Origin of the sequence: Ruminococcus flavefaciens ND2009 (assembly GCF_000621785.1) — a bacterium.
In the GTDB taxonomy this organism is placed as follows: domain Bacteria; phylum Bacillota; class Clostridia; order Oscillospirales; family Ruminococcaceae; genus Ruminococcus; species Ruminococcus flavefaciens_C.
The window spans coordinates 521,370-539,464 of the sequence record NZ_KK211346.1 but is presented as its reverse complement, the minus strand read 5'-3'; the positions used below and the strand labels follow the sequence as shown (position 1 = coordinate 539,464).

Genomic DNA, 18,095 nt, shown 5'->3' with positions numbered 1-18,095 from the left:
ATCCGTTCGGACATTTTATGCCCGAATGAGGGTTAATGCCGAAAGACATTAAATCGGATAGTCCGCTGCCTGCTGCTCATTATTGATGAGCCCGAGCGCTGAAAGCGCCACATTATTTTATTCCTGCAAGTGCCGAATGCTGAACGGTACATGGCGGGACAGGTAAGAATGTTCGGAAATTTTAGGAGGAAAATAAAATGGATGCACTCAAGTTAATCAGCGAATCAAGCATGAAGGAAAATGTTCCGCAGTTCAACGTAGGTGACACCGTTAAGGTTCACGTTCAGATCAAGGAAGGCGATAAGAGCCGTATCCAGATCTTCGAGGGTACTGTAATTGCCAAGAAGCACGGCGGAATCAGCGAGACCTTTACTGTAAGACGTGTTGCACACGGATGTGGTATCGAAAGAGTATTCCCTCTTCACTCTCCTGTCGTTGACAAGGTTGAGGTCGTAAGATACGGTAAGGTTCGCAGAGCTAAGCTTTATTACCTCAGAGACAGAGTTGGTAAGGCTGCTAAGGTTAAGGAACAGCTCCGCTAACAGGTTGCAGACTGAGTTCAGCCGACTTTGCTTCGGCTGACTCATCTTCTTTCCTTGAGGGACTTAAAGTCCCTTTTTTGCTACATTTTTATAATTAAGAAAGTCTGGAGGCGGCATTATGGCTGACGAAATAAAAAACACTACAGAAAACACAGAAACAGAGGCATTAGCTGAAGCTGTTGAAGATATTGAAGAAGCAGCGGAGGAGTTGACCGAAGCTGTTGATGATGAAGAAGAGATCGAAGAAGAGTCCGAAGACGACGGTGATGACGACGGTGAGGAAGAAGAAAAGGCAAAGAAGAAGGAAGGCAAGCTCGTTGATGATATAATCGAGGTGATCGAATCAACCCTTCTTACTGTATTTGTCATTGTAATGATATTTACATATCTTCTTCACCCTGTAAATGTTGTCGGAGGCTCTATGAATAATACCCTGTTCGATGGTAACAGAGTGTTCATGACTACCGTATATACAGGTCCTCATTACGGAGATATTATAGTTATTAACAATGATATGGCTTATTTCCTTGATGAAAACGGAAAAGTATATGAAAAGGACATTACAGGTTCCGGACTGAAGGAATGCATTATCAAGCGTGTTATTGCAGAGCCGGGTCAGACTATTGATTTTGACCTTGAGAATGAACAGGTCATCGTGGACGGCAAGGTACTCGATGAGCCCTATATCAGAGAAACAGTCAACAAGGACGGCGGAATGTATGATTTCCCCATAACTGTTCCCGAAGGATACTATTTCGTTATGGGAGATAACAGACGTGAGTCTGCTGACAGCCGAAATCCTGATGTCGGACTTATCAAAAAGGATCAGATCTACGGAAAGGCTCTTATTAAATATTCACCTATAAAGGAATTCAAGTTCCTCTTCGTTGACAAAAAGTAAAATTCATAACAATGAAAAAGATAGCAGGCTTCATTGAAACTTTGCTTATAGCATTTTTTGTAATGTGTATGGTCTTCACCTTTTGTCTGGGAATCTATACAGTTAGCGGTGTTTCAATGGAGGATACCCTTACTCAGGGAGACACGGTTTTAGTAAGCCGGATCCCCTTGAGTATAAAGCAGGGGGATATTATAGTCGCTTCTGTGGATAAAGCTGTGACCCTTGATGAAAACGGCGATACCACGGCAAGGAGCATACCTGATAGTGTCATAATAAAAAGAGTGATAGCTTCTGAGGGACAGACGATAGATTTTGACTTTGCCCATGGGAAGGTATATATTGACGGCAAGGTCATCCGTGAGGAGTACACAAATGGACTAACTCATCTTGATGGCGGCGCCTTTACAGGAAAATATCCTGTGAAAGTACCCGAAGGATACCTTTTTGTTATGGGGGATAACAGGAGAAATTCACTTGACAGCAGATCAGCGGATCTTGGCTTTGTTTCCAGAAAAAGCGTTGACGGAAAAGTGATTTACCGTCTTGCTCCGTCTGATAAGTTCGGCGCAATAAAGTGAATCGGTAGCAGGAGGCAATAGTGGATAATACGGATATGAAACAGATCCAGTGGTTTCCGGGACATATGGCTAAAACAAGGAGACTTATCGCTTCAAATCTGTCTCTTGTAGATGCTGTTGTTGAAATAGTGGACGCGCGTTCGCCGCTCAGCAGCCGAAATCCCGAAATGGATCATATGACAAAAAACAAGCCGAGACTTGTACTGCTCAACAAGAGTGATCTTGCTGATGAACGTACAACCCAGCTTTGGATAAACTATTTCAGACGAAACGGCAGTGAAGCTCTGGCGGTGGACTGTAGATCCGGAAAGGGTTTGAAGTCTATTATTCCCACACTGAAGAATACTGTTCTTAAGGAACTTATGGATAAGAGAGAAAAAAACGGCATGAGGGGGGCAGCTGTCAGACTTATGATAGTGGGAATACCCAATGTTGGAAAATCCTCTCTTATTAATAAGTTAGCAGGCTCTAAGCGTGCTAAAGTAGAGGACAGACCTGGTGTTACAAGGACCAAGCAGTGGGTAAAGCTGGATAATAACACCGAACTTCTCGATATGCCCGGAGTTCTCTGGCCTAAATTCGAGGATCAGAATGTGGCAGTAAGGCTTGCTTTTACGGGTGCTATAAGCGATGATATACTCGATATTGAGACACTGGCTATGAAGCTCCTCTCATATCTTTCCGAGAATTATCCGAATTTCCTCACCGAAAGATACAAGATCGAGCTTTCAGAGGAGGATACAGGTCTTGAGCTGCTGGAAAAGGTAGGTAAAAAGCGCGGTATGATGATCTCGGGAGGCGAGATCAATACAGAGCGTGCAGCTATAACTGTACTGGATGAGTTCAGAAGCGGAAAGCTCGGAAGGATAACCCTTGAAATGCCTCCGCAGAAGGAGCAGTAATGGCAAGGATAATTCTCCACAAGGAGCTTTTTGACTATGATAACCAGCTTCGCAGGGAGTATCCCGTTATCTGCGGAGTTGATGAGGCAGGACGCGGGCCGCTGGCGGGCGATGTTTATACCGCAGCTGTCATTCTCAATGATGAGGTACTTATAAACTATCTCAACGACAGTAAGAAAATATCGGAAAAGCGAAGAGAGCTTCTTTATGACGAGGTCATCGAGAAGGCTGACGCTTACTGTATTGCAACAGCATCGGTAGAGGAGATAGACCGTCTGAATATCCTTCAGGCCACAATGCTTGCCATGAAGAGAGCTGTGGAAGGTCTGGGAATAAAGCCTGATCTTGCACTTATCGACGGAAACAAGCTTCCTGAGCTTGAATGCGAGAGCCGTTATGTTATCCATGGTGATGCTGTATCTGCTTCCATCGCTGCAGCCTCTATACTTGCAAAGGTCGCAAGAGACCGTTATATGCGGGATCTTGATAGTAAGTATCCACAGTATTGTTTCAGCAAGCATAAAGGCTACGGGACTGCTCTGCACTATGAAAAGCTTGCGGAATTCGGTATATCCGATGTTCATCGCAAAACATTCCTGAAAAAGCTATATGACGAAAAGTGAAATAGGAAAGCTCGGAGAGGAAAGCGTTTGCAATTACCTTATCGAGCGCGGATATTATATCGCCGCACGGAATTACCGCATTAAAGGCGGCGAGATTGATATAATCGCTGAAAACGGTGATTATATCGCCTTTGTTGAAGTCAAATCCCGTAAGCCGGACAGTATGGTCTCGGGCTTTGAAGCTGTCAACAAGCGTAAACGCGGTCTTATAATCAAAACAGCTGCTGATTATTGCTGTAAGCATCCGAATATGCTGCAGCCGAGATTTGATGTCGCACAAGTCATCATCGACGCAGGCAAGGTGCTCAGCATTGATTATATTTTAAACGCCTATGATACAACAGGCTACAATTTCATATTTTGAAGGGTGATAATATGTTTTATAACAGCACAAGAAACAGTGATGTCAAGGTCAACAGTGCCGAAGCTATTACTCAGGGTATCTCAGCCGAGGGCGGACTTTTTGTTCCCGAAAGCATTCCTCAGCTGACACTTGACGAGATCAAGGCTATAGGCAACATGAAGTACGCTGACAGAGCTGCTTATGTGTTTTCAAAATATCTCACTGATTTTACCGATGCCGAGATACACTATTGTACAGATAATGCTTACAGCACAAAGAACTTTGAGACTGAGAGCATTGCTGAGATAGCTCATCTCTTTGACGGGACATATATGCTGGAGCTCTGGCACGGTCCTACCTGCGCATTCAAGGATATGGCTCTTCAGATCCTGCCTTATTTCCTTACAACTTCTGCAAAGAAGATAAAGCTGGATAAGAAGATAGTTATTCTTGTTGCCACATCAGGTGACACAGGAAAGGCTGCACTTGAGGGGTTCAAGGACGTTGAGGGAACTTCTATTCTCGTTTTCTATCCCGAGGACGGCGTCAGCCCTATGCAGAAGCGTCAGATGAAGACCCAGGAGGGCTCAAATGTAGGTGTTTGTGCGATCAAGGGTAACTTTGACGACTGCCAGAACGGTGTAAAGGCTATATTTACAAATGACGATGTAAAGAAGGCTCTTGACGATAACGGCATGATCTTTTCAAGCGCCAACTCCATCAACTGGGGACGTCTCGTTCCTCAGATCGTTTACTATGTATCTGCCTATGCAGAGCTTGTAAAGGACGGCGAGATCGCTCTCGGCGACAAGATCAACATTGTTGTTCCCACAGGTAATTTCGGTAATATTCTGGCTGCTTACTATGCAAAGCATATGGGTATACCTGTAAACAAGCTTATCTGTGCTTCAAACATAAACAATGTCCTCACAGACTTCATCAACACAGGTATCTATGACAGGAACAGACAGTTCTATGCAACTGTATCTCCTTCAATGGATATTCTCATCTCAAGCAATCTTGAGAGACTTCTCTACCTTATGACAGGCTGTAATGACGCTCTTATAAGAGAGTGGTTCGGTAAGCTTGCTTCTGAGGGAAGATATGAAGTGAATGATGATGTCAAGAAGAAGCTCAAGGAAGAGTTTGCTGCCGGCTTCTGTGATGATAATCAGACAAAGGCTACTATACACTCTGTTTACGAGACATACTCCTACACCTGTGATACTCACACAGCCGTTGCTGTTAAGGTTTACAAGGATTACAAGGAGACCTCGGGCGATACAACAAAGACTGTTATCGCTTCCACAGCAAGTCCTTACAAGTTCAGCGCAGCTGTTCTTGAGGCACTTGAGGGCAAGTCTTCGGACATAGACGAATATGACAAGGTAGACAAGATCGCTCAGCTTTCGGATATTCCGGTTCCTGCTGCACTTGCTGATCTCAGAAACAAGCCCGAGCGCTTCAGTGATGTTATTGATAAGGCAGACCAGAAGGACTATGTGCTCAGAACACTGGGCATATAAAATATGAGTCTGTTCGTACTTGCTGATCTGCACCTGTGCAAGGGCGATCCTGAAAAGACAATGAGTATCTTCCCGGGGTGGCAGGATTACCAGGAGCGGATCGAGAAAAACTGGCTCGAACTTATAAAAGAAGATGACACAATTGTGCTCCCGGGAGATATATCATGGGGTATGTCTCTTGCGGAAGCTGCTCCCGATTTCCATTTTATCGAGGAGCTTCCCGGTGAGAAAATAATCATCAAAGGGAATCATGATTACTGGTGGACCACCATGCGCAAGATGGAGGAATTCCTGACGGCTGAGGGATGCAGTTCAATCAAGATACTGCATAATAACCACTATAAATATGAAAAATATGGAATATGCGGCACAAGAGGCTGGGTAAATATGCCCGGAGAAACACAGGACGAAAAAGTCCTTAAAAGGGAAGTACAGCGACTCGAGACTTCCATAAAGTCAGCGCTGGCTGCTGAGCTTGAACCTATAGTTTTTCTGCATTACCCACCTATCTTTGCTACTAATTTTAATTACGACATTCTTGAGATATTGTACCGATACAAGATAAAAGACTGCTATTACGGTCACATACACGGACGCTCTGCTCACGAGCTCTGCGTAAAAAACACATATGATGACATCAATTTTCATCTGATCGCAGGGGATTATTTACAGTTTATCCCTGAAAAAGTTCTGTGATTTGTGCATTATGCAGAAGTGTTGGAAATCAGTAGAAAAATTATCGGAAATGTGGTATAATATACAAAGTATGTTATATAAATATTGGAGGACGTATCAATATGAGTTTAAAATCATCAAACAAAACAGATGTGAATACTACAGAGTTAGTAATTTCGATCGATGCTGCTGCTTTTGAGGCGGCTGTTGAGAAGGAATACCAGCGTCAGAAGAAGAACATCCAGATCAAGGGATTCAGAAAAGGCAAGGTTTCCAGAAAGCTTGCAGAGAGAGAGTTCGGTGAGGGTGCTTTCTATGAGGGCGCTATCAATTCTCTTCTTGGTCCCGAGATCGATGCTGCTGTTCAGGAGACAGGACTTGTTCTCGTTGACAGACCTAACGTAGAAGTTACATCTATCGATAAGGAAACAGGCGTTGAGCTCAAGGCTGTATGCGTTACAAAGCCTGAAATCGAGATCTCTGACTATAAGGGAATCAAGGCTCCCAAGGAAGTCAAGGAGATCACTGATGAGGATATCGAGAAGCAGATCGAGATTATCAGAAAGAAGAATGCTCGTATAGTTTCTGTAGATGACAGAGCAGCTCAGATGGACGACGAAGTTGTTATCGACTTTGAAGGCTTCTTCGGCGACGAGGCATTTGAAGGCGGCAAGGGCGAGGATCATCCTCTTCGTCTTGGCAGCGGTCAGTTCATTCCCGGTTTTGAGGATCAGATCGTTGGTCACAATGTCGGCGATGAGTTCGATGTAAATGTAACTTTCCCTGAGGACTATCAGATGACTGATTACGCAGGCAAGGAAGCTACATTCAAGTGCAAGCTCAAGTCTATCAGCTATGAGGAACTTCCCGAGATCAATGATGACCTTGTAAAGGACGCTACAGAGTTCGATACAGTTGCTGAGTACAAGGATGACATCAAGACAAAGCTTGAGGAAGCTGCTGTAAGCCAGGCTGACGCTGCATTTGAGAATGCAGTAATGACTGCACTTATCGACAAGGTTGATTCACCTATTCCTAACTGTATGTATGAGCAGAGGATCGATGCTCTTATGAGATCATTTGAGCAGCAGCTCGCACAGCAGGGTATGGATCTCAAGCTGTACTTCCAGTACACAGGTATGGACATGGATTCCTTCAGAGAGACATACAGAGACAGAGCTGTCAGCGAAGTTAAGCTCAGACTTGCTCTTGAGAAGATCGCAGAGCTTGAGAACCTCGAGGCTACTGAGGAAGAGATCAACAACGGTCTCAGCGAGATCGCTGCTGCTAACAACATTGATGTTGATACAGTTAAGAGATTCATTCCTCTTGATGAATATACTACAGACCTGAAGGTTCAGAAGGCAGTAGATTTTGTTAAGGAGAATGCTGTGGTAGATAACACTGCTGCTGAGGAAAAGGCTGAATAATAGCTTTTCCGACAAATTATTCATAGAAAATATCGTTGTCCCGCAGCTTATTGTGGGACAACTGTTTTTAAAGAAAGGGCGATAAACTATGAGCGTACTGGTACCTTATGTCGTTGAACAGACAAGCAGAGGCGAAAGATCATACGATATTTACTCACGTCTCCTCAATGACAGAATAATCATGCTTTCAGATCAGGTAAATGACGCAACAGCAAGCGTTGTTGTTGCACAGCTCCTTTATCTTGAGAGTCAGGATTCCGAAAAGGACATTTCTTTATATATAAACAGTCCCGGTGGTTCGGTAACTGCGGGAATGGCTATATATGATACGATGAACTATATCAAATGCGATGTATCCACAATATGTATCGGTATGGCTGCATCAATGGGTGCTTTTCTCCTTTCATCGGGAGCAAAGGGCAAGAGGATCGCTCTTCCCAACAGTGAGATCATGATACATCAGCCCCTTATCGGCGGAGGACTCGGCGGTCAGCAGACCGACATCATGATCCATGCAAAGAATCTTGAGCGTACAAGAGATCGTCTTGAGGAAATTCTCGCGAACAACACCGGTAAGAGCATTGAAGAGATCCATGCTGCCTGTGAACGAGACAATTATATGACTGCTAATGAAGCACTTGAATATGGACTTATCGATAAGGTCATAACAAAAAGGTAGGGGTTATAAATGGCTGAAACGTTTAAATCGTGCAGCTTCTGCGGCAAGGGGGAAAACAGGGTTCGCAGTATGTTTTCTGCAGGTTCATCAAATATCTGTGATGAGTGCGTAACTTACTGCTACGAAATGCTCTATGGACCCGGAGTGGCTAAAGCTCACAGAAAAGCTTCAAAATCAGAGACGGAAAATGACACCGGCGCTCTGACTCTGATGAAGCCTATGGAGATCAAGGCTTTCCTTGATGAATATGTAATAGGACAGGACGATGCAAAGATCGCCCTTTCAGTTGCTGTCTACAATCATTATAAAAGAATAATGAGTCAGGAAAATGATAAGGATTCTGCTGAGAGCGACGGAGTCGAGCTTCAGAAGAGCAACGTTCTACTGCTGGGACCAACAGGTGTCGGCAAGACCTTCCTTGCCCAGACACTGGCTAAGCTTCTCAATGTTCCTTTTGCTATCGCTGATGCTACTACCATTACTGAAGCAGGTTACGTCGGCGATGACGTTGAGAACGTTCTCCTCAGACTTATTCAGGCTGCTGATTTTGATATCAAGGCAGCTGAACGAGGTATCATCTATATAGATGAGATCGATAAGATAGCAAGAAAGTCCGAGAATACTTCTCTTACACGTGATGTAAGCGGTGAGGGTGTACAGCAGGCTCTTCTTAAAATAATCGAAGGAACAGTATCCAATGTTCCTCCTCAGGGCGGAAGAAAGCATCCTAACCAGGAGGTAATCCAGATAAACACAAAGAACATCCTCTTTATCTGCGGAGGTGCTTTTGATGGTCTGGAGAAGCAAATACAGAAGCGTATCGGTAAAGCTCCCATCGGTTTCGGCGGCGAGATAAAGCCTCATAAAGAGGAAATGGACAACATCTTCAAAAAAGTCGTACCGAAGGATCTTGTCAAGTTCGGTATGGTTCCCGAGTTTGTGGGAAGACTTCCTGTTATATCCGTTCTCGAAGAGCTTGACGAGGCTTCGCTTGTAAGAATACTTACAGAACCTAAGAACGCTCTTATCAAGCAGTATAAGAAGCTTTTCAGCTATGATGATATTGAGCTTGAGATAGAGGAAGATGCACTTACTGAGATAGCTAAAAAGGCTATTGCTCAGAAAACAGGTGCCCGCGGACTTCGTTCGATACTTGAGTCGATCCTTGTAAACACTATGTTTACTGTACCATCTGACGGAAGTATCGCTAAGGTAACGGTTACAGCAGACTGTGTCCGCAACGGTGTTGAGCCGCTTCTTACAAACAGAAGAAATAAGCTTCTTAAAGCTGAATAAAAAGATCAAGGGACTGCATATGCAGTCCCTTTTCTCATTTCAGCAGCCACAGCCGCAGTTATTGTTTCCGCAGTCGCAGCCGTTGTTGCCGCAGCCCGAGAAAAGAATGATGACCAGAAGTACTAAGAGAATGATGCACCAGCAGTTATTTCCTCCGAAGCATGAATTACACATAATTGAACAACTCCTTGAATTGATGTATTTGAACCGCGTTTTCTGCGCTTCATAGTACATAGTATGCCAAGTGAAAAAAAGTGTTACTGTTTATGATGTTTTTTCGATTTCGACAGTTATCGCATGAAAAAAATGGCATAATATTATAGAGTAAAGGAGGAGCAAAATGATAAATAACAGTAAGTTTACCAAAAAGTCGGCGGATATAATAGAAGGGGCGGTTGAGTACGCATCTGAAATGGGACACACCTATGTTGGCAGTGAGCATATACTTCTGTCCATTCTCGGTGAGGATACTTCTACCGCTGCCGATATACTGAAAAACAGCGGAATAACGTTTGACAGCTTCAAAAACAGCATAATCGAGCTTGTCGGACAGGGGACACCTTCGATTCTCAATCAGCGTTTTTTTACTACAGCTACTAAGAGGATACTTGAGACAGCCTGTATCGATTCGGCTGGCTCAGATGACAAAAAAGCCCATTCGGAGCATATTCTCTCTGCAATTATAAAAGAGAGCTCATGTACTGCCTGTACGCTGATACGCAAGACAGGAGGTGATATGGAGTATATCTGCGACAAGCTCAGCTTAATGACGGACAGTTCGTCAGGTCAGAAGCTGAGAGATGCTCTGAAGCCAAAGGCTTCAAAATATCCAAATCTTTTCAGATACGGCAAAAATATGACTGATATAAGTGAAGTCCGCAGGAAGGATCCTCTTATCGGCAGGGAAAAAGAAGTAAGGCGAATATTGCAGGTACTTTCACGCCGAAGTAAGAATAATCCATGTCTTATCGGAGAGGCGGGTGTCGGAAAAACAGCGGTCGTGGAAGGCGTTGCAGAGCTTTTTCTGCGAAATACAGTGCCTGACAGTCTGAAAAATAAATATATTTTCAGTCTTGATCTGACTTCTCTTCTATCGGGGGCAAAGTACAGAGGGGACTTTGAGGAACGTGTTAAAGCGTGTGTGGATGAAGCTGTTAGTGCCGGAAATATTATCCTTTTTATAGATGAGATACACAGTATAGTCGGTGCAGGAGCTGCTGAGGGAGCTATAGATGCTGCCAATATAGTGAAACCTCAGCTTGCAAGAGGAGAGCTTCAAATGATAGGAGCAACTACATTCGATGAATACAGACATTCAATAGAAAAGGATCATGCACTTGAAAGACGTTTTCAGCCTGTGAGAATAGAAGAGCCCGATACCGACAGCTGTATAAGCATAATAAACGGCTTAAAAAGCAATTATGAAAAGTATCATGCCGTAAAGATACCGGAGAAAATCGTATCATTGGCAGTGAAAATGTCACAGAGATATATTACCGACAGATCACTTCCCGACAAGGCCATAGACGTGATCGATGAAGCCTGCGCAGCTGCCAGGATAAGAGCAGATGAAGAAGCTATAACGCATGATACCGACTTCATTTCCATGAACGGAAGAAGGCTTAGTGAGCTAAAAAGCAGAATATCTGTTTGTGAAGTACGGGAGCTTGCCGAGGAGGATATTTACTCCGTAATATCTCAGCATTCCGGGGTCCCTGTAGTCAGACTTACGGAAGAGGAGACCGAAAAGCTGTCCGCTCTGTCAGCGAGACTGTCTGAGCGCATTATCGGTCATGAAAAAGCGATCACCAAAGTAACAGAAGCAGTTTTCAGAGCAAGATCTGGTCTGCGTGACAGCTGCCGTCCTGTAGCTTCGTTTCTGTTTACGGGGGCTACAGGTGTAGGAAAGACTGAGCTTGCAAGAGCGCTTGCAGATATAGTTTTCGACGGAGAGAGCAGCCTGATAAGAGTTGATATGTCGGAATATATGGAGAAGCACTCTGTTTCAAAGCTTATCGGAGCTCCTCCGGGGTATGCAGGCTATGACAGCAGCGACAATAACTTATGTGAAAAAGTGAGAAGGCAGCCTTATTCTGTTGTTCTGTTCGATGAAGTTGAAAAGGCTGATCGTGAAGTGCTGAATATTCTTTTACAGGTGCTGGAAAATGGTATGGTAACTGATTCAATGATGAGGCAGATAAGCTTTCGCGACTCGATTATTATTATGACATCGAATGTGGGCGCAGACGGGATATTGGCAGCTTCATCATTGGGCTTCGGCAGCAAAAGCGCAGAGGAGCGTGGAGAAATGACTCTGTCCAGTATCAGAAAAAGCTTTTCTCCTGAGCTTCTTAACAGAATTGACGATATAATAGTTTTTGGTGCTCTTGGGTACGATGAGCTTCTGAGAATAAGCAGGATAGAGCTTGAAAAGCTTCGTTCACGCGCAGCATCCGCAGGTATAACAGCAGAATTCACCGACCAAGTTGCAGAAGCAGTTATAGATGCCAAAGAGACAGCCAGATATGGTGCAAGACCTATCAGACGAAGAGTATCAGAATTTGTCGAGACAAGACTTGCTCAAATGATGATAGCCTCGGAGATAACCTCAGGTGACCATGTCAGGATAGATATTCAGAACGGGAAGTTGTCAGTAACAAAGCTTGTTACCGTATGAAAAAAGGCAATACACACCTGTGTATTGCCTTTTTTACTTATTTGATGTCTTTAACCGAAAGAATCGGAGGGTGAGTCTTGTCTTTATTAGCATAGATAGAATTGAATGCTAAAGCTCCGCCTGTAACGTCAACATAGAGATCATCAAGGTCGTCAGCATTTGCGATCATTGCGATCTTTACATGAGTTGATTCTCCCTTGGGTATATTGATATGATTTTTGCCTGACTTGTTATCCGCTTCCAAAGAAAGGAAGTCCTCGGCGGCTATCTTATCACTGCTGAGTTGTACCTTATCATCAAGATGATAGAGAACACGCCAGTTTGCATCCCATTCTGTACCGTTTATAAGAACTGGGGCAACGAGATAATCGAAGAGGCCGTTTTCCATATCGTCGTATATATCATTCTCGCCGATGTTCTTATATGTCAGGTCAAGAACAATGACTTTTTTCTGAACCGATATAGTATCAGTGACTTCATCAACAGTATTTACGCCGTCACCAAGGGTTCCGTATTCATAAGTTTCGTATATCTTGTCGTCATCGCTGAGATAGCCGCTGTAATCAGCAGGATTGCCGCATGGATCCGTAGATATACCGTCGAAATTATCCTGTACCCATGCATTATTGAGGGTTATCTCCACCTTATTTTCGATAGTATCTGTAATGATCTCGGTATCTGTGAACGTATCTCCGATATGCAGCGACTCAAAGGCTTTTATTTCGCCGGTATTGGAGTCGCCATCCTTACCGGCATTGCTGTCATCGGACTCAGATTCAGTTAACCCGTTCCATGTTGTCCAGCTGAGGGTATCCTCAAATTCCGCAGCGTCAACAAGCTTCATTCCCTGAATAATGCTGCTGAGATCGGAATCGGAGATGTCAGCTGTTGCAAAAAGCTCGGTAACAAAGTTAGTACCTTTAAAATGAATCCATACGTCTCTCGTGTATGAGTCTGATCCCGAAGAATCATCATGCCCCTGTCGGCAGAAAATATAGGCTGTTTTATCATCGTCCGAAACATCAATAACATCAACTATGCCACGAATATCCTGCTCCATGGGATAGGACTCATAAACGCGGAAATAGATGGATTCAAGAGTGCCGCCTTCTGCAGTTTTGTGGGTGTGCTTCGGATCAGATACATCGGCACTGAATCCTTCGGGCAGCCATGTGTACTGAACATTGTATTTTCTTGTTTCATCAGTTTCAGAGTTCTTTGGAGTAAACCTGAGGGTATATTCATTTTCGCCTTCTTTTGTGTAATACAGCTTATCATATTCTGCTTCCGAGTCTTCAACCGAAAGGTTCTCGGGAGCTATCTCTGTGTTTTCAGCTTCCTCGACCTCTGTTGCAGGAGTGGAAGTCGGAAGTGCTTTTGAGAGGGCATATACCGATGCAGGAGCCGCTATAACTATTGCGGCAGCAGCTGCCACCATGCCTCTGTAACGTCTCTGTATATGATTTGTTGTCTTTTTCATGGTAATTCCTTTCTGTATCTCTGCTCTGCGCAGCTCATACAAGGCGGAGAAATCATGTTTTTCTTCCGATGAAAAAGCATCATCTATTATCCTGTTCCATTCCTCCGAGGTAGGAAGTCCTTTATTTTTCATCGCTAATTTCTCCTTTCAGGCGCTTTTTCGTACGTTCAAAACGCTTTCGTACATTTGATTCGGTGAGTGACAGCTTCACGGCGACATCCTTCCATGACATCTCTTTTATGCAACGCATTATAACAATGCTCTTATCAGGTTCATCAAGTGAATGTAGTAATTCGTCGATCTTTCCGCTGTGTTCTGATTGCTGAGCGGGATCAGCTATCTGCATAGCTTCATCTATTGCGACCTCCGTGTTATACCGCTTTTTGTTCCTGCGGTAGATATTGATGGAGGTACTCTTGATGACCTTGATAATATAGTTCTTTGTCCTGTCGCTGTTACAGTCGCCAAGCTTATGGAGCTTCCCTGCGAGTCTGAGAAAAGCCTCAGAGACAGCGTCCTCGGCAAGTCCCTGATCATGCAGAACAGCAAAAGCTATTCTGTACATTGGCTGCTCGTATTTTTCATACAGGGCTCTCAGCTTTTCTGAGTTATCCTGAGTCATTTGATCACCTCATTTGAAACGTTTCATAACATATAACACCTGAGAGGCAGGATTTGTGACAACAAAAATAAAAAAAGTTCCTTTCGGGAGCGTTTTTATATTCCCGAAAGGTCAAAATCAGGTACGTATTCTTCGGAAGCGGAGCTTTTTTCCTGTGTAAAACCTTTTATCCCAAGCTCTGCGGCACGGTCGGTAACGGAATGATATTCCATTTTAGTGACCTTCCTTTTCAGTTCGCTGAATTCATCAGGTATAAAATCAAACGGGGTATACTGATTCATAATGCTGACAAGTGCCTCGTCAGGAGAAGTATTCTCTGAGATCCATTCTATGAGTCTGATCGAATCATGCCTGTGAGAGGGGAGGACCATGTGACGAATTATGGTCCCTTTGATCAGTCCGCCTTCATTATTGTAAGACAGCTTTCCGACCTGCTTGATCATTGCAAGTACAGCTTCTGAAGCAACTTCAAAATAATCCCGGGCTTTTGAATACTTTGCGGAGATCTCCGGCGAGTAATATTTCAGGTCGGGAAGATAGACATCAATATATCCGTCAAGCATGGATATGGTATCTTTAAGCTCATACCCTCCGCAGTTATAAACAATGGGAATGGAAAGCTGCGGCTTTATCATATCCAGAGCGTTGATTATATTCGGCACAAAATGTGTGGGAGTCACAAGGTCGATATTGTCAGCTCCCATCTCCTGTAAACGCAGGAAAACGTCGGCAAGCTCTCTGTCTGTGAGTTCTTTTCCGTAAAGCTCGTTGCTTATTTTATCGTTCTGGCAGAAGCAGCAATGCAGATTGCAGCCCGAGAAAAAAACTGTTCCGGCTCCGTTTTTGTAAGAGATACAAGGCTCCTCCCACTTGTGCAGAGAAGCTCTAGCTGCGATAACTTTACTGCCTGCTCCGCAGACGCCTTTTTTTTTATTTCTGTCCACACCGCATTTTCGTGGACAGAGCATACATCTATTCATCATATTCGTCATCCATATAATCTCTGAAATTAAAATTCTGTGGAGTTGTAGTACTGTCAAGTACATCATGAACATCAATATTATTCTTGACACAGTACATTGCCGCTGCTGTAAGGAAAAGGCTCTTGGAAAGTCTGTTTTTCTTACAGTATTCGGTTATCCGTGCATCTTCATACAGGCTTGCCTTGCACGAAAGGCTTTTATAAAATATCACACTGTTTGTATAGCGTGTGAGTCTGTTGTTTTTAGGCTTTTTTCTATCCATCGAGATCCCCCCCTGATAGACTAATTTTATCATTGCTGTCGAAAAATGTCAATGTTGAGAGCAAAAAACGCTTTCTATCATTGAATATCACAAAAAAATCACTTGCTTTTTTGTATATAATGATGTATAATTAGAGTTGCATTAAAAATTAAGGAGTAACTAATATGGCTAATATAGGTTTTATCGGCGCAGGCAATATGGGATCGGCTATAATGAAGGGTATCTCTTCAAGCAGTCTTGGTAAGGATACATCACTTTTTGCCTTTGATCCGAGTACAGATAAGGTTGAAGCACTTGCTGACTACGGCGTAGCAGCCTGCTCCTCTGAAAAGGAGATCATGGAGAAATGCAAATATGTATTTCTTGCAGTAAAGCCCCAGATCATTGAAGGAGTACTTGAAGCAATATCTGCTTATACCACAAATGATACGGTCATTATCTCTATCGCGGCAGGTATCGGTGATGAATTTATTGCAAAGAAGACAATTTCGGATGCAAAGGTCATTCTTGTAATGCCCAATACACCTCTTCTTCTTGGCGAAGGCGCTTCTGCACTTTCCAGAAATGACAAGGTGACAGATGAGGAATTCGATGTTGTCCTCAATATTTTCAGGATCTGCGGTAAGGCAGCTGTTATCCCGAAGGATAAGATGAAAGAGATAATCGCTATCAACGGAAGCAGTCCGGCGTTTATCTATCTCTTTGCAAAGGGTTTTATCGACTATGCTGCTTCTGTAGGTATTGACAGAGCTGCCGCAGAGGAACTGTTCACACAGAGCCTTATCGGCTCCGCAAAGATGATAACAGATTCCGGCAATACTATCGACGAGCTCATTAAGATGGTATCTTCACCCGGAGGAACTACTCTTGCAGGACTTGACAAGCTTTATGAGGGAAATCTTACTGATGTAGTGAAGAAGTGCTGTGAGAGCTGCACTAACAGAGCATACGAGCTTTCAAAGTAAGTCTAAATCAGCATATCCTTGCATATCATTTCAGTGAAAGGAATGATATGTATGAAAAAAATAAGTACTTTATCAGAAAAAAGGACAAGCCTAACGGTTTATTTGATGGTTATTGCTGTCGGTATAGTGACAGGAGCTTTTCTCGCAAAATCCCCTTCACTGGCAGGCAGCTGCCTTGTAAATCAGTTCTTTCTTGTTGACACGCAGGAGGTAAGCGCTGTTTCTCTTATAGTAAGAACATTTTCTGTGTCTTTGCTTGTAGTATCGGCAGCTTTTTTCTTCGGAGCTTCTGCTGTGGGACAGCCTTTTGGTATATTTCTTCTTATTTACAGAGGAACAGGTATAGGAATATCCGCTTCTGCGATGTATATCTACTGCGGGACAGCGGCGATACTGCCTGTAGCAGTTACTATACTTCCGAAGGCTATAGCTTTTTCGGTCATTACAGCTCTTGCAGTCAGAGAGAATGTGCATAATTCCTGCCTGATCTTTTCCCACTGCTTCGGAAGGGGAGAACACGAGACCGTAAAAGGCGGATTTAAACTTATACTTGTCAAATATGCTGTACTTATAATATTATCGTTAATCATTTCTTTCGCCGACGGAGGGCTTTATTTCCTATATACTTCTGTGGGCGGAAACTAAACGGAGGAATTTCAAATTGGGTCTTTTTTCCAAGAATTATGAAACCGCAGGAGTAGGTATCTCCAAATATGCTCCCAAGAAAAAGGGAATAGCACTGTTTTTTGACATTGTCGGCAGAAAATTCTGGAAGCTTATGCAGGTTAATCTGATATATATGCTTTTTTTCCTGCCGCTGGTAATGATGCTTCCTGTGATGACTTTGTTCAAGAACCATTATCATGTATCTGTAGCTTCTATGATAGTCATGATGCTTATTTTCATGGTCCTGATCGGTCCTGCAACAGCAGGAATGACTAAGGTCATAAGGCTTTTTGTTATAAATAAGCATTCATTTATAATGCGCGATTTTTTCAAGGGCTTTAAGGCAAACTTCAAAAATGCTGCTTTAGTCGGCTTTATTGATTGTCTTATAATCCTGTCCGCTCTTGCAGCTTTGAATGTATATCCTGCACTGGCGATACAGACGCAGTCAAAGCTTATGTACATACCTATGGTGCTTACGTTCAGTATTTTTCTTGTTATTATCATCATGAACCACTATATATTCCTGATGATGACAGCTACAAGTTTATCATTCAAAAATCTGCTGAAAAACTCATTTGCACTTGCATTCGTTGCACTCAAGCAGAATCTGCTGACATTTATCATAATACTTGCTGTGTTAGCAGTGATGGTCCTTCTGATGTTTTATTTATTCCCTGTATTTCTGCTGCTTGTACCCTTTTTCCCTGCGGCATTCATTTGCCTGGTGAACTGCTTTATAAGCTATCCTGTGATACAGAAATATGTCATCAATCCCTATTACACAAGCATTGGCGAGATAAATCCCGAGCTTGTAGACGATACTCCCACCGATGAGGAGCGTATCTTCGAGGATATGGGCGGTAAGGAAAAGCCTATCGAGAACAGAAAAAAAGGCAAGGGCAAGAGAATATCCTAAAAAATACGGCGCTTTTTTTGGCGCCG

20 protein-coding genes are annotated in these 18,095 nt (G+C 43.4%); 15 read left to right on the top strand and 5 right to left on the bottom strand.

The window, feature by feature from the left end; translation table 11 throughout:
* Positions 1 to 197 precede the first annotated feature (197 nt).
* From rplS to clpX, 11 genes are all read left to right on the top strand, one after another.
* Complete coding sequence (gene rplS, locus T488_RS0109325; RefSeq protein ID WP_028520554.1) at positions 198 to 542, top strand: 50S ribosomal protein L19; 345 nt, start codon at positions 198 to 200, stop codon at positions 540 to 542.
* Positions 543 to 660: 118 nt separating this feature from the next.
* The gene (gene lepB / locus T488_RS0109320) at positions 661 to 1,443 is read left to right on the top strand and encodes a signal peptidase I (protein WP_037297651.1); all 783 of its coding nucleotides are present in this window, start codon (positions 661 to 663) and stop codon (positions 1,441 to 1,443) included.
* A gap of 11 nt (positions 1,444 to 1,454) precedes the next feature.
* On the top strand, positions 1,455 to 2,021 hold the full coding sequence (lepB, locus tag T488_RS17525; RefSeq protein ID WP_082320480.1) for a signal peptidase I: 567 nt from the start codon (positions 1,455 to 1,457) through the stop codon (positions 2,019 to 2,021).
* A gap of 20 nt (positions 2,022 to 2,041) precedes the next feature.
* The gene (gene ylqF / locus T488_RS0109310) at positions 2,042 to 2,923 is read left to right on the top strand and encodes a ribosome biogenesis GTPase YlqF (RefSeq protein WP_028520552.1); all 882 of its coding nucleotides are present in this window, start codon (positions 2,042 to 2,044) and stop codon (positions 2,921 to 2,923) included.
* Complete coding sequence (gene rnhB / locus T488_RS0109305) at positions 2,923 to 3,546, top strand: ribonuclease HII (RefSeq protein WP_028520551.1); 624 nt, start codon at positions 2,923 to 2,925, stop codon at positions 3,544 to 3,546. The genes ylqF and rnhB overlap by 1 nt, the downstream gene beginning before the upstream one ends.
* Entirely contained in the window at positions 3,533 to 3,910 is a 378-nt protein-coding gene (locus T488_RS0109300; protein WP_028520550.1) for a YraN family protein, read from the top strand. The genes rnhB and T488_RS0109300 overlap by 14 nt, the downstream gene beginning before the upstream one ends.
* Before the next feature lie 11 nt (positions 3,911 to 3,921).
* Positions 3,922 to 5,415, top strand: a complete 1,494-nt coding sequence (gene thrC / locus T488_RS0109295) for a threonine synthase (RefSeq protein ID WP_028520549.1) — start codon at positions 3,922 to 3,924, stop codon at positions 5,413 to 5,415.
* A 3-nt stretch (positions 5,416 to 5,418) separates the two neighbouring features.
* Positions 5,419 to 6,111, top strand: a complete 693-nt coding sequence (locus tag T488_RS0109290) for a metallophosphoesterase (RefSeq protein ID WP_028520548.1) — start codon at positions 5,419 to 5,421, stop codon at positions 6,109 to 6,111.
* A gap of 101 nt (positions 6,112 to 6,212) precedes the next feature.
* The gene (gene tig / locus T488_RS0109285) at positions 6,213 to 7,520 is read left to right on the top strand and encodes a trigger factor (protein ID WP_028520547.1); all 1,308 of its coding nucleotides are present in this window, start codon (positions 6,213 to 6,215) and stop codon (positions 7,518 to 7,520) included.
* An 88-nt stretch (positions 7,521 to 7,608) separates the two neighbouring features.
* Positions 7,609 to 8,199, top strand: coding sequence for an ATP-dependent Clp endopeptidase proteolytic subunit ClpP (clpP, locus tag T488_RS0109280; protein WP_019678690.1), 591 nt, complete (start codon positions 7,609 to 7,611; stop codon positions 8,197 to 8,199).
* Positions 8,200 to 8,208: 9 nt separating this feature from the next.
* The gene (gene clpX, locus T488_RS0109275; RefSeq protein ID WP_028520546.1) at positions 8,209 to 9,495 is read left to right on the top strand and encodes an ATP-dependent Clp protease ATP-binding subunit ClpX; all 1,287 of its coding nucleotides are present in this window, start codon (positions 8,209 to 8,211) and stop codon (positions 9,493 to 9,495) included.
* Between the two features lie 39 nt (positions 9,496 to 9,534).
* Here the strand turns inward: clpX and T488_RS20245 are convergent, their stop codons facing one another.
* Positions 9,535 to 9,669, bottom strand: coding sequence for a hypothetical protein (locus T488_RS20245; protein WP_278245079.1), 135 nt, complete (start codon positions 9,667 to 9,669; stop codon positions 9,535 to 9,537).
* A 166-nt stretch (positions 9,670 to 9,835) separates the two neighbouring features.
* On the opposite strand from T488_RS20245, the gene T488_RS0109265 reads away from it, so the two are divergent.
* Positions 9,836 to 12,172 carry an ATP-dependent Clp protease ATP-binding subunit gene (locus tag T488_RS0109265; RefSeq protein ID WP_028520545.1) on the top strand — a complete coding sequence of 779 codons (2,337 nt, stop codon included), beginning with the start codon at positions 9,836 to 9,838 and terminating at the stop codon, positions 12,170 to 12,172.
* Positions 12,173 to 12,209: 37 nt separating this feature from the next.
* Here T488_RS0109265 and T488_RS0109260 read toward each other — a convergent pair whose 3' ends face one another.
* The 4 genes from T488_RS0109260 to T488_RS0109245 form a co-directional block, all read right to left on the bottom strand.
* On the bottom strand, positions 12,210 to 13,784 hold the full coding sequence (locus T488_RS0109260; protein ID WP_028520544.1) for a hypothetical protein: 1,575 nt from the start codon (positions 13,782 to 13,784) through the stop codon (positions 12,210 to 12,212).
* On the bottom strand, positions 13,774 to 14,274 hold the full coding sequence (locus T488_RS0109255) for an RNA polymerase sigma factor (protein WP_028520543.1): 501 nt from the start codon (positions 14,272 to 14,274) through the stop codon (positions 13,774 to 13,776). Before T488_RS0109255 ends, T488_RS0109260 begins: the two co-directional genes overlap by 11 nt.
* Positions 14,275 to 14,369: 95 nt before the next feature.
* Complete coding sequence (locus T488_RS0109250; protein ID WP_347496307.1) at positions 14,370 to 15,218, bottom strand: radical SAM protein; 849 nt, start codon at positions 15,216 to 15,218, stop codon at positions 14,370 to 14,372.
* A gap of 28 nt (positions 15,219 to 15,246) precedes the next feature.
* A complete protein-coding gene (locus T488_RS0109245) occupies positions 15,247 to 15,519 on the bottom strand; it encodes a hypothetical protein (protein WP_028520541.1) in 273 nt (90 codons plus the stop codon).
* 164 nt (positions 15,520 to 15,683) lie between these two features.
* Here T488_RS0109245 and proC point away from each other — a divergent pair, with 164 nt between their 5' ends.
* From proC to T488_RS0109230, 3 genes are read left to right on the top strand one after another with little or no spacing between them, the layout of a single operon-like run.
* Positions 15,684 to 16,484: a pyrroline-5-carboxylate reductase gene (gene proC, locus T488_RS0109240; protein WP_028520540.1), complete on the top strand. Its 801-nt coding sequence runs from the start codon at positions 15,684 to 15,686 to the stop codon at positions 16,482 to 16,484.
* Between the two features lie 51 nt (positions 16,485 to 16,535).
* A complete protein-coding gene (locus T488_RS18770; protein WP_196243294.1) occupies positions 16,536 to 17,129 on the top strand; it encodes a hypothetical protein in 594 nt (197 codons plus the stop codon).
* A 16-nt stretch (positions 17,130 to 17,145) separates the two neighbouring features.
* Complete coding sequence (locus tag T488_RS0109230; RefSeq protein WP_028520539.1) at positions 17,146 to 18,069, top strand: YesL family protein; 924 nt, start codon at positions 17,146 to 17,148, stop codon at positions 18,067 to 18,069.
* The last annotated feature ends 26 nt before the right edge of the window (positions 18,070 to 18,095 follow it).

Coding starts and splice junctions, on each gene's coding strand:
- T488_RS0109260 (WP_028520544.1), bottom strand. CDS start 13,784: ATGAAAAATAAAGGACTTCCTACCTCGGAGGAATGGAACAGGATAATA.
- T488_RS0109245 (WP_028520541.1), bottom strand. CDS start 15,519: ATGGATAGAAAAAAGCCTAAAAACAACAGACTCACACGCTATACAAAC.
- clpP (WP_019678690.1), top strand. CDS start 7,609: ATGAGCGTACTGGTACCTTATGTCGTTGAACAGACAAGCAGAGGCGAA.
- T488_RS0109300 (WP_028520550.1), top strand. CDS start 3,533: ATGACGAAAAGTGAAATAGGAAAGCTCGGAGAGGAAAGCGTTTGCAAT.
- proC (WP_028520540.1), top strand. CDS start 15,684: ATGGCTAATATAGGTTTTATCGGCGCAGGCAATATGGGATCGGCTATA.
- rplS (WP_028520554.1), top strand. CDS start 198: ATGGATGCACTCAAGTTAATCAGCGAATCAAGCATGAAGGAAAATGTT.
- T488_RS0109255 (WP_028520543.1), bottom strand. CDS start 14,274: ATGACTCAGGATAACTCAGAAAAGCTGAGAGCCCTGTATGAAAAATAC.
- T488_RS20245 (WP_278245079.1), bottom strand. CDS start 9,669: ATGTGTAATTCATGCTTCGGAGGAAATAACTGCTGGTGCATCATTCTC.
- rnhB (WP_028520551.1), top strand. CDS start 2,923: ATGGCAAGGATAATTCTCCACAAGGAGCTTTTTGACTATGATAACCAG.
- clpX (WP_028520546.1), top strand. CDS start 8,209: ATGGCTGAAACGTTTAAATCGTGCAGCTTCTGCGGCAAGGGGGAAAAC.
- tig (WP_028520547.1), top strand. CDS start 6,213: ATGAGTTTAAAATCATCAAACAAAACAGATGTGAATACTACAGAGTTA.
- T488_RS0109265 (WP_028520545.1), top strand. CDS start 9,836: ATGATAAATAACAGTAAGTTTACCAAAAAGTCGGCGGATATAATAGAA.
- thrC (WP_028520549.1), top strand. CDS start 3,922: ATGTTTTATAACAGCACAAGAAACAGTGATGTCAAGGTCAACAGTGCC.
- T488_RS0109290 (WP_028520548.1), top strand. CDS start 5,419: ATGAGTCTGTTCGTACTTGCTGATCTGCACCTGTGCAAGGGCGATCCT.
- lepB (WP_082320480.1), top strand. CDS start 1,455: ATGAAAAAGATAGCAGGCTTCATTGAAACTTTGCTTATAGCATTTTTT.
- T488_RS18770 (WP_196243294.1), top strand. CDS start 16,536: ATGAAAAAAATAAGTACTTTATCAGAAAAAAGGACAAGCCTAACGGTT.
- lepB (WP_037297651.1), top strand. CDS start 661: ATGGCTGACGAAATAAAAAACACTACAGAAAACACAGAAACAGAGGCA.